Raw genomic sequence first — 11,185 nt, 5'->3', positions numbered from 1 at the left:
CTTGGATTCCTTTCACTTGTGATTGCGACGATGTTGTTTTCGGCAGTCTTTCTTGGCTAAGTCAGTCTCTCAGAAGCAGCCCTTCAACAGCGATTCGAATCTCTCAGCGTTCACTCCGAGGTGTCCGCGACAGTGCTTTCACTCTCAACGTTTCGAGGGGGCGTTACCGATTCGAGGATCTCTTCGACCACTTCCCTTCTGGACCGCCCGCTCAGTTCAGCTTCAGTACCGAGAATCAACCGATGAATCAGGACGTTGGGTGCGAGCGACTTGATGTCGTCGGGGATAACGTACTCACGACCGTGAATGGCCGCACGCGCCTTGCCCGCGTTGAGGAAGGCGAGTGATGCACGGGGTGAGGCACCGTGTGCAGTAACGGACGTTTCACGCGTCTCGGCCACAATATCCAGAATATACTCGTGGATTTTCTCGTCGACGTGTATCTTGCTGACTGTCTCACGAGCATCGAGCAACTCGTCGCCACTTACCGTCTGTTCGACAGAGTCCGGTCCGAGTCCGGGATTCGAGTCGAAACGTCGGAGGAGTTCCGTCTCTTCTGCCCGCGGCGGTAGGTCGACGATGTACTTCAGCTGGAAGCGGTCACGCTGTGCCTCGGGCAGTTCGAACGTCCCCTCCTGTTCGATCGGGTTCTGCGTGGCGATGACCATGAACGGCCGTGGCAACTCAAGGGTATCTCCCTCGATAGTTACTGTCTGCTCTTGCATCGCTTCCAACAGGGCACTCTGTGTTTTCGGCGTCGCACGGTTGATCTCGTCAGCGACGACGATGTTCGCGAAGATCGGGCCTCTCTGGAGTTCGAATTCACCAACGTTCTCCCGGTAGATGTGCGTCCCAGTGATGTCTGCCGGCAGAACGTCCGGAGTCATCTGAATCCGCTGGTAGTCCAGTCCAGTGGTCCGTGCGAAGAGGTTCGCAATTGTCGTCTTCGCAACTCCTGGCACGCCCTCGAGAAGGACGTGACCGCCAGTCAACATGGAAATCGCAAGCCCTTCGACGACGTCTTCGTTGCCGATGAGGACGGTCCCGACCTCCTCACGGACGGCATCGACGATTGCCTCGGGATCAGTCATTATCGCTATCGTCCTGCTGATGGTCTAAAATACCTGTTATTACTCGCTGGGTTCGACTTTCTTCCCACTCCGGATGGTGACGGCGAAGATACGTGAGTAACGCAGCCTCTCCCGCTGGGCCGTCTACAACTGACTCTGCTGGACGGGACTCTTCTCTACCGAGCACACGCTTGAGTGCCGTTGGCGGCTGTAGCCAGAGGGCAATCGCTCCGATGCCGACACTCCCGAAGACCACTTGCAGTAGTGGCGTACTCCGAAGGGACAACAATGCCACAGCAAGTGGTGGTTGTTGGCCGGCGTGTGAGTAATCGAGCAGGACTCTATCGTGGGCCGTCAACACGTTCTCGGCAAACTGCTGGTTTCCTGGTTGCTCCAACATCGTGTTGATGAACAGACTGGGGTCACTGACGACGACGACCCGGCCCTCACCGACTGACTCGACCGTTACGACCGGGTGTTCCTGTAGCGACTCGTTCTCGTCGAGTTCCTCATTACCGTTAGTGTCGAGATACGAGAACTCCGAGGACCGCACGAGCACCTGTGTGCCGTTCGGCTCGACGACAGTCCCGTGGTTGATAGTGAGCTGCTCGACGTCACGGGTGAGCGACGTATTCGTAACGTTCGTTGCAACCGGCATTGCAGGGGAACGGTACAGGTTCTGCTCGTCACGCAGCGGTCGACCGTCGACGGATGCGTTCGCACCAACCGCCGATAACAGGCTGTTGCTGTGGGGTCCGAAGTCCTCAGCAACGACGAGCGTTCCTCCCTCGCGGACGAATTGACTGACCTGTTCGGTCTCTCTCGGACTGTATGCCTGTCCCGGTGAGAGGACGAACGCAACGGTCGTGTTTGCCTGCACAGTGGGGTACTGGCTCGTGTTGAGGATAATCTCGCCCTCAACACCGCTCGCTTCAGCTTGATTCTGTAACTCGGATGCACCGTCCCATGCATTGTTGTACACGCCGAACGCTGTCGTCGACGTACTAGCGGCGATGACGAACGCAATCACTACGACACCAAGGAGTGCCACAAGCAGCATTCGTGGATAGTCACCGCGGAGAGAGGACCACTCCACGTCAAATCACCCCTGCTGGCAGGATTTCCAGAATCCGGCGGACGACGATGTAGCCGAAGACTGCAAGGCCCAGTGCGATGAGCCATTTCAGCCGACTACGCCACGCAGGTGTGACACTGAACGGTGCGGTGAGTTCGACGACGACGAGAAAGCCAATCAAACAGACCACGAAAAACAACTCGAGCGTCAACGCGTCGAGCAGTGTGAGCACGAGAAGCGACGCTGCCATCCAGGCAACCTGTGCTCTGATAAACCGCTCTCGACGCGCCGTAACCATGGGCGAGAGTGTGTCAGGTGTCCTTACTAATGTACCGGAGTTCCGATGTAATCAGTCCCTCCCTGGACGCTGAGCCTGGATAACCCACAGGCGCGCTGAGATATTTACAAGCATCCGACAACAAGGTATTTGCCACTCGCTGAACTGTCTGCAGGTAATGAACCTCTCTTCGGCTGTTGTCCTCGCTGCTGGTGAAGGACGACGACTCCGGCCACTGACGAAGCATCGACCGAAGCCGATGCTCCCGGCGGCAAATCGCCCAATCCTCGAATACGTTCTTGACGCGCTCATTGATGCGGGGATTGATGACCTCCATCTCGTGGTTGGCTACAAAGCAGATCGCGTCCAGAACCACTTCGGAACCACGTACCGCAACCGGAATATCACGTATCACCACCAAGCAAAGCAATTGGGGAGTGGCCATGCACTCCTCCAAGCGTCCAACGCGCTCGATTCAGACTTCATGGTCGTCAACGGTGACCAGCTAATCGATCACGAGATTATCGAAGCTGTCCGGGATGCCCACACTGTTGAAGATTTGGCGACGCTTGCGGTCATTGAAAGTGAAGAGGCATCCGAATACGGTGCCGTCCGTTTGGACGGAGACCGCATCACAGAACTCATCGAACGCCCTGGTGACGAGAGCTACCGCTTGCTTAACGCTGGAATCTATGCGTTTGCACCTTCCTTCTTCGCCGAAATTGAGTCGACACCACGCCAACACGGCGAGCTCTCACTCCCCGATACAATTGGGCGGTTGACTGGAATCGAAGGCGCGGTTCGTGGTGTCAAGACGGATGGGACGTGGCAAGACGCGACGTATCCGTGGGACCTCCTTTCTCTCTCACGAGAGATTCTCCAAGCAGAGAACCTCGTTAACGAGCCGGAAATCGAATCCGGCGTATATATTGATCCGACGGCATCGGTACATTCTGATGCGACCGTTCAGGGCCCAGCAATCATCGGTCCGGATTCGGTAATCGGTCCGCAAGCGGTAATCGGTCCGAACACAGCTCTCGGTCAGAACGTGACCGTCAATGCCGGAGCGGTTGTCCACGATTCCGTCATCGATGGAGACACACGAATCAGGGCAAATGCAACAGTCATCGATACTGTCACGGGTCAGAGCGTCCAGATTGGCCCAGGAACGACAGTCACCGGTGGGAAGGGTGACGTGACGATTGGGACGACAGTCCATACGGAGACGCGGCTCGGTGGTGTCTTCGCTGATAGAGCTATCCTTGGTGGCGGAGTTACTGTCGAGCCAGGTGTACTCGTTGGAGCGAGTGCACGGATTCATTCTGGCTGTAGTGTCACTCGGAACATCGATGAGAATGCTGAGGTGTCTCGCTGATGTGCGGCATCGTTGGCTACGTCGGTCGGAACCAACGGCCTGATGACGTGCTCCTCTCGGGGCTCTCGACGCTCGAATACCGCGGCTACGACTCGGCCGGCATCGCCGTCGCGAACGGGACGCTCCAGGTCGCAAAGAAGGAGGGCGAACTGTCTGCGTTAGAGAATGCAGTCTCCGAACGTACCTTCGACGGCACCGCCGGTATCGGTCACACCCGATGGAGCACCCACGGGCCGCCGTCGGACCGCAACTCCCACCCGCACACCGACGAGGACGAGACGGTCGCCGTCGTCCACAACGGCATCATCGAGAACTACCAGACGCTCCGCGACGAACTCGAAGCCGACGGCGTCAGCTTCACGAGTGAGACCGACTCGGAAGTCGTCCCACATCTCGTCGCCGCCTATCTCGCCGAGGGCGACGACGCCGAGACCGCGTTCCGCCGCGCAGTCGACCGCCTGGAGGGTAGTTACGCGCTCGCCTGCGTCGTCGCGGACGAGGACGCCATCTTCGCGGTCCGCAACGACTCGCCGCTCGTCTTGGGTATCGGCGACGACGGCTACTACCTCGCGAGCGACGTCCCCGCGTTTCTGGAGCACACCCGAGACGTCGTCTACCTCGAAGACGGACAGTTCGCGACGCTCCGCCCGGACGGGTGGACCGTGACCGAGCGAGACGGCTCTGTGGCCGACCCGTCAGTCACGACGGTCGAGTGGAGTGCCGAACAGACCGGTAAGAGCGGCTACGACCACTTCATGCTCAAGGAGATTCACGAGCAGCCGACCGCGCTCCGACAGTGTCTGAGCGGCCGCGTCGACGAACTCTCGGGGTCGGTCACGGTCGAGGAACTCGACGACATTCAGACGCCCGAGACGGTCCAGCTCGTCGCCTGCGGGACCTCGTATCATGCGTCGCTCTACGCGGCCTCGCTGTTGCGCGACGCCGGGATTCCGGCGAACGCCTACCTGGCCAGCGAGTACGCGACGTCGACGCCGCCGATTCCGGACGGAACGCTCGTGGTCGGCATCACCCAGAGCGGCGAGACGGCCGACACCCTCAGCGCGCTTCGGGCAGCACGCAGTCGAGGCGCGGAAACGCTCGCGCTGACGAACGTCGTCGGTAGTACGGCGTCGCGCGAATGTGACCACGTGCTCTACATCCGCGCCGGACCGGAGATCGGCGTCGCCGCGACGAAGACGTTCACCTCACAGCTCGTGGGCGTAAATCTCCTCGTCGAGCGACTGGTCGGGCAGTCCGGCGGCGGCACCAGAGAGCTGGTCGCGGCCCTCCGCAACCTTCCAGGGCAGATTCAGACGGTGCTCGACGAGTCGAATGCGGCCGAAATCGTCGAGGAGTACGGCGACTGCTCGTCGTTCTTCTTCATCGGCCGCGGACTGCACTTCCCGGTCGCCCTAGAAGGCGCGCTCAAGTTCAAAGAGATCACCTATGAACACGCCGAGGGCTTCGCCGCGGGCGAGTTGAAACACGGACCGCTCGCACTCGTGACTGCCGAGACGCCGGTGTTCGCGGTGGTGACGGGCGACGACGAGCGTGCTCGCAAGACCATCGGCAACGTCAAAGAGGTCGAAGCACGGGACGCGCCGGTCGTGGTGGTGACCGACGGCCAGTCGGACGCCGAGCGGTATGCGGATGCTGTCATCGAGATTCCGGAGACGAACGGCCGGATGGCACCGTTGCTCGCGAACGTCCAGCTACAGTTGGTCGCCTACCACATGGCGAAGCGAATGGGTCGGTCCATCGACAAGCCGCGGAACCTCGCGAAGAGCGTGACCGTCGAATAGAACCGCACGTCGCCGACGCCCTCGTTTCTCGACCGTCTTTCTCCGTTCAGCTTTCGGCTGTCTCAGCGGCCGTCGTCTTCGTCTCCGTCTCGTTCCCCTCTCGGTTCCGGGGGTGCAAAGAGGGCTGCCAGCTGACGCCCGACGCGGGTCTCCGCGGCACGCTTGAAGACGTGTTCGGTACGGTCGAGGGCGCGCTTCAGCCCCGACCCATGCCAGTACGGCGTCGCGGCGTCGACAATCGAGTCGACGAGCCGGACGAACGGCCCGACAGTGTACGTCTCTCTGAGGTCGATGACAATCACCTCCGGGTTGGGTTCCTTTGTGAGCCAGCGGTACACGAACGACTGTTCGACCGCCCGCAGCATCCATCGGCCCACAGCGTTGCTCCGCGAGTGCTCCCCGAATGCACGGCGGGCCACGCCCAGGACGCTCGACGTCTCGAAGGCGGCTGCGATTCGCTCGCTGGTGGCGACTCGCCCGTGGTCGTTCTCGCGTTCGATGTCAGTCATCGTTCAAGCGGTGACGACGGTTGCTTCGACGGTCACGGTGCCGAGATCGAGGACAACCGTCCGTCCCTGTTGTAACGTCTGTCCCTTGAACGTCGCTCCGGTCGCCGTCTCACGGACGGACAGTTCGGCAGTGAGTCGGACGTCCTGATTGACGGGGTGGACGCGCTCGTAGATGTTTCCGTCGTCGCTCGTGAGGACGACCGTCGACTCCGATCGCTCCACGTCGGTGAGCCGGGCAACGGTTCCTTCAGCGTTGGACTCCTCCATTCCTGCCTGGACGCTCTCTGCGACCTCCGGCGGCACGTTCCGCATCCGAAGCGTGACGGTCCGGGCCGCCTGTTCACCGGGTTGGCTCGTCGTCCCGACGCGCTGGATCTCGCCGGTGAAGCTCTGAACGTTGGTCTGTACCGGAACGGTCGCTCCCTCTCGGACGACCGTCCCGCCGAAGCGGGGCTGCCGCTCGAGTGTCACGGTATCCAGTGAGAGACCGACGTAGACCTGCTTGCGGTCGGGGCTGGTTGTTCCGTACGTGGTGACGGACTCGACGGTCCCAACTGTCCGCCCTGCGACGCGGATCTCCTGTCCAGCAGTGAGGTTCCGGGCGTCTTCGGCCGAGAGCGTCGTCCGCGTCAGGAGCTCTGTCGACGTGGTATCGAACGTCTCCGTGTCGCCGACGGCGCGGATAGTCCCGGACGCTTGATACGAGTCCGTCTGTATCGTGAGGCTGCGGCCCAGTCGGGGTGGCGCGCCGTTGTATTTGATCGTGTCGCCCGCTACGGTGCCCTGGAGTTCGACACCGAGGACGACTCTGGTGCCGTCTCCGCCCGGTGCGAGATGGACGTCGGTGACAGTGAGCTCGTTGTCGGCGGCCGGTGCGAAGGAGTCACCTGCTTCGATGCTGCTGGCGATGTAGTCCGGTTGCGTCCCGAGGTCGAGCGTCGCGTTGGTGGTCGCGGTGGTGGGTTCGGGCTGCTCGGGTTCGGGAGCGAGGACGAACGCAGTGCCCGCCGCAACGACGGCAACGACGACCAGCACGACGAGGGCGTCGACGACGTTGGCGTAGCCGAAGAGGCGACCCTCTTCGTCGATGATGTTCATGGAAGAGGATGTTTGCTCGTCTGATAAACCAGTTTTCGTTCTGTGTAAAGGTCACTACCAAAGCAAGAGTAGTCGCTACATACTTCACTAAACTATGCCTGAGCCTCTAAACACTGATATTTTCAACAAACGAGGTGGAGTCGGATTTCTTGGGCCGGTACACAAACTTCTATAAACTACCTAAGGTGATGAAATTATTGTGCCTCAAAATTTATTTATTTGTGTCAAATAATCTACAAATCACGAGGCTGTAACACAGTCTAATCAAGCGACTAAAGTATGGTTGACACCTTCTTTTTGAGGGCTTTTGGGGACACTATTTTGTAAGCAGATTTGAGAGTACCGACGACGGGACACGTCAGTAAAGTGCACTACGTCAGAACTGAGACTATGGAAGAATTCAGAAGTTGGCCGGAGTAATTCGGGAAGATGTGGGGAGAGATTGGAAGCTGCGTATACGGTGAGTTGTGAGCAGGGGGGAGTTGATTAGAGAGGGACGCATTTAGGAAGGCAGGAGGAGTTGAAGCAAAACCAAATGTGACCCATGACTGGCTGGAGTTGTTTGTGAGGGGTAAACTGACCAACCGAATCAACAACTAATCTATCAGGACCTGCGTTGCCATTTTCAAAGAACGTTGTTCCTGCGCATTCGGCGAAGCCATATTGCGAACACGTATACTGTCCAGAGGAACTTTCCATGCTCCGCTTCGTCTTTGACGTGTGCTTGATATATGTCCATTACTTCATTGATATCAAGCATATCCGTTTCAAGTGTACTTACCGTAGTACGGAAATCGTCTTGAAGTTCTTCTTTGAACCACTCCCCAACAGGCATATCGAAGCCCTGCTTGTTTCGTTGTAAGACCTCTTTTGGCAAGATATCGTCAAATGCATTTTTAAGCACACGCTTACGAGTTCGAGTTGTCATCTTATGGTTTATCGGTAGTCCAAGAGCATACTCAACCACACTAGTGTCAAGAAATGGAACACGCACTTCAAGGGAATTGTACATACTTGCAGTGTCAACCTTGTTGAGCATCTGATTTGGCAGCGTATATTGAACGTCAACTGCTTGCATTGCAGAGAGGTCGTCTTGACGGTCATCCGGAAGCCACGTTCCCAGCATATTATGCTCCTCAGCTAATCTCTGCTTTCCCTGAGAGGCCACGTCTGGAATAACTGCTTGGGCGGCATTTTCATTGGGGATACGCATCCACTCAAAATGACGAGCACTGATATCTTCTACACCACCACGGACAAATTTCTGTGCCAAACGGCCAAGTTCACCAGTTGTAGATGAGCGTGAAGCTGGCAGACAGGAAACTGCTGGCTCGATAATCTGTTGTCGAATTGACGACGGTAGTGTTCGATAATACCGCGAGAGAAACTCGCCACGATAACGGTCGTACCCGCTAAATAACTCGTCAGCACCGTCCCCTGAGAGAGCAACTTTCACATTTTGGCCTGTCTCACGGGCAACTACATATGTTGGTATCAGTGATTGGTCGGCGAATGGTTCACCTAAGCGTTCAATCACTTCGGGAATCTTATTACGCACATCGGCTGCAGTGATCGTAAATTCAGTGTGGTCTGTCTCGTGGTAGTTGGCTACTTTGCGAGCAGCTCGCGATTCATTAAATCGATCCTCTTCAAACCCAACAGTGAATGTCTTCACTTGCTGGTCGAGTAGCTGAGATAGAAGGCCAACAACGATACTTGAGTCAATTCCACCACTCAAAAATGCCCCCAGCGAGACGTCGCTTTGAAGCCGTCGCTCTACAGCACTCTCAAGTTGAGTACGTAATACTGAGCTAGCGGCCTCCATTCCCAGTGATATGGGGGAAACAGATAGAGTGTGGTACGACTCTATGTTGAGGCCGTTTTCGGAAACAACAGCCATCTCCCCTGGCTGTAGCTTTGATATATTTGAAAACGCGGTGTCAGGAGATGGGATAAATCCGAAGGCGAAATATCGTGCAAGCGCTGACTCATCAAGTCCTCCGTGATCTATTTCAGTTCTCAATAGTGCGGGGAGTTCAGATGCGAATGCGGTAGTATCACCGTCATGTGAGAACAGTAGTGGTTTGATTCCTATCTGATCTCGTGCGAGAACTAGCCGTTCCCTATCTGAATCCCAAAGAGCAAAGGCAAACATTCCTTGGAGTTGTTCTACGAAAGACAGTCCGTTCTCTTCGTATAGGTGTACTATAACTTCGGTATCTGTCTCAGTCGTGAACCGGTGGCCATCAGAAATGAGCGATTTTTTAAGTTGGCGGTAATTGTAAATTTCACCATTGAATATCACTGCAACGGATTCATCTTCGTTGAAGATTGGTTGTCGGCCAGTATTTAGATCTATAATACTGAGTCGGCGATGCGCAAGACCTACAGAACCATCAAGGTAAACTCCAGAGTCGTCGGGGCCACGATGAGTCAGGCATGAGCTCATTGATTCGAGCTCTTCCCCATCTGGATTCCCGCTTTCCACAAACTGGCCGGCAATTCCACACATTATAAGATTACTCCAAGTAGCCGAGCTCCTTCAGATGGTCTTCAATCATTTCTTCATCTTCAATACCTGCCTCTCCTAGTTCTCTCCTGCGCTCCATGTTGTCTAAGTGTTTGTCGAGAGTTGCAGACAGATCGTCATACTCTTTGGTAGCACTCTGAGCCTTGTTTTTCTCTTCATCTTCGTTGGGGTTCTCTGACAGGTTGAACAAATATTCTTTTTTCTCGTGCCGCAACAACTTCCACCCATCAGAGCGACGAAGAGCTGCGTGCTGCCGGTTCAACGTTGCACCAACGTCAACAAATGCGTGCTTCCGTGCTGTTGAGTCACCGTTAATTCGGGACAGTAGCGATTGACCATCCCACGAACTCGGAATTTTGAGATTAAGCGCATCAAGAATTGTCGGAGGAACGTCGATGAGGGCAGCCTGTCCATTAATAGTTGCCGGGTTTGACTCAGGAAGTCGAAGTGCTAAGGGGACTCGAATAACCTCTTCCCAAAATTCCTGCGGATGTCCACCTCTCTGATGCTCTCCGTGCATATCACCGTGATCGGCAGTGAGGACAACAACAGTATCGTCTAACTCTCCCCGATGCTCAAGAGTGTCCATTAGCCTTGAAAGTTGGTCGTCAAGGTACCGACATTCGGCTTTGTAAAGATCTTGTTGTAGAGACCACTCCTCATCGCTTAACTCATCGGGATGGTGAACAGCAGTACGGGCTAGCTTCTGAGACTTGACCCGACTAACTGGTTCGTCCAAATATTTACGTTGGTACTCAGGTGGGGCCTCGTAAGGGGCATGAACGTCCATCGGGTGAAGCCAGGCGAACCAATCTTTGTTTTGTTCTTCTGTCCATTCTATCAATTCATCAACGAAAACTTCTGCTCTAACAAATCGGCTGTCACGATCACTGGCGGTGACAAATACATTGTCCAGCAAGTGATATCCTCGAAGAAGTGACTGAAAGACAACTCCGTCGTGGTCGAGCTTCTCGCGTAAGAACTGCTTTGCACCCTTTAGTGGAGAGGTCGCTCCCTTATCATGCATCTCGTCCATTCCCCGGTCATAATTGTATGAACTGGACGCAAATCTGTTATCTGTGAACCCAGAAGTTGCCATTCCTGCTTCTGAGAGAACTTCGGCCAAGGTTGGATGAGCGTCTCCCGGTTCCGGTATCCCAAACCCGTCCGTTGAACCAGCGTATCGGCTGGCTAACAAGGCAGGAAATGACCAAGGTGTTCCTGGCCCATTAGCGACACATTCTGTGAACTCGATGGCACCGTCAGCAAATGACCGCATCGAAGGCATCGAGTCCTCTTGCACATGATCGGCACGAAGTGCATCGATAGTAATGTAGAGGACGTTCATGCTGTTACACAATTCAATGGGTCCGATAAAAGAATCGGTCCAAGTGTTCCTTGACCTCAGACAAAAGGGATTAAAACCTCCCGAGTCGACGCTATATTACC

9 protein-coding genes are annotated in these 11,185 nt (G+C 56.1%); 2 read left to right on the top strand and 7 right to left on the bottom strand.

The genetic code is table 11. The annotated features are described in order from the left end of the window. Positions 1-110 precede the first annotated feature (110 nt). Genes BLR57_RS13810 through BLR57_RS13800 form a run of 3 tightly spaced genes read right to left on the bottom strand, consistent with a single transcriptional unit; the run spans position 111 to position 2,443 of the window. Positions 111-1,091 (bottom strand): AAA family ATPase, encoded by a 981-nt coding sequence (locus tag BLR57_RS13810; protein ID WP_089698509.1) that lies wholly within the window; start codon positions 1,089-1,091, stop codon positions 111-113. Then, positions 1,084-2,130 carry a DUF4350 domain-containing protein gene (locus BLR57_RS13805; RefSeq protein ID WP_089698507.1) on the bottom strand — a complete coding sequence of 349 codons (1,047 nt, stop codon included), beginning with the start codon at positions 2,128-2,130 and terminating at the stop codon, positions 1,084-1,086. Before BLR57_RS13805 ends, BLR57_RS13810 begins: the two co-directional genes overlap by 8 nt. A gap of 37 nt (positions 2,131-2,167) precedes the next feature. Next, positions 2,168-2,443 carry a DUF8044 family membrane protein gene (locus BLR57_RS13800; RefSeq protein ID WP_089698505.1) on the bottom strand — a complete coding sequence of 92 codons (276 nt, stop codon included), beginning with the start codon at positions 2,441-2,443 and terminating at the stop codon, positions 2,168-2,170. A 157-nt stretch (positions 2,444-2,600) separates the two neighbouring features. Here BLR57_RS13800 and glmU point away from each other — a divergent pair, with 157 nt between their 5' ends. Continuing rightward, positions 2,601-3,797: a bifunctional sugar-1-phosphate nucleotidylyltransferase/acetyltransferase gene (gene glmU / locus BLR57_RS13795; RefSeq protein WP_089698503.1), complete on the top strand. Its 1,197-nt coding sequence runs from the start codon at positions 2,601-2,603 to the stop codon at positions 3,795-3,797. Continuing rightward, on the top strand, positions 3,797-5,599 hold the full coding sequence (gene glmS, locus BLR57_RS13790; RefSeq protein ID WP_089698501.1) for a glutamine--fructose-6-phosphate transaminase (isomerizing): 1,803 nt from the start codon (positions 3,797-3,799) through the stop codon (positions 5,597-5,599). The genes glmU and glmS overlap by 1 nt, the downstream gene beginning before the upstream one ends. A gap of 62 nt (positions 5,600-5,661) precedes the next feature. On the opposite strand, the gene BLR57_RS13785 is transcribed toward glmS, so the two are convergent. The 4 genes from BLR57_RS13785 to BLR57_RS13770 form a co-directional block, all read right to left on the bottom strand. Further along, positions 5,662-6,108 (bottom strand): hypothetical protein, encoded by a 447-nt coding sequence (locus BLR57_RS13785; protein WP_089698499.1) that lies wholly within the window; start codon positions 6,106-6,108, stop codon positions 5,662-5,664. Between the two features lie 3 nt (positions 6,109-6,111). Further along, positions 6,112-7,206 carry a DUF4330 family protein gene (locus BLR57_RS13780; RefSeq protein WP_089698496.1) on the bottom strand — a complete coding sequence of 365 codons (1,095 nt, stop codon included), beginning with the start codon at positions 7,204-7,206 and terminating at the stop codon, positions 6,112-6,114. Between the two features lie 625 nt (positions 7,207-7,831). Further along, complete coding sequence (gene asnB / locus BLR57_RS13775) at positions 7,832-9,718, bottom strand: asparagine synthase (glutamine-hydrolyzing) (protein WP_089698493.1); 1,887 nt, start codon at positions 9,716-9,718, stop codon at positions 7,832-7,834. A 7-nt stretch (positions 9,719-9,725) separates the two neighbouring features. After that, complete coding sequence (locus BLR57_RS13770) at positions 9,726-11,084, bottom strand: sulfatase-like hydrolase/transferase (protein WP_089698491.1); 1,359 nt, start codon at positions 11,082-11,084, stop codon at positions 9,726-9,728. Positions 11,085-11,185 lie beyond the last annotated feature (101 nt).

Origin of the sequence: Halogranum gelatinilyticum (assembly GCF_900103715.1) — an archaeon.
GTDB lineage: Archaea > Halobacteriota > Halobacteria > Halobacteriales > Haloferacaceae > Halogranum > Halogranum gelatinilyticum.
The sequence above is the reverse complement of the archived record's forward strand: the minus strand, read 5'-3'. Positions and strand labels throughout refer to the sequence as shown.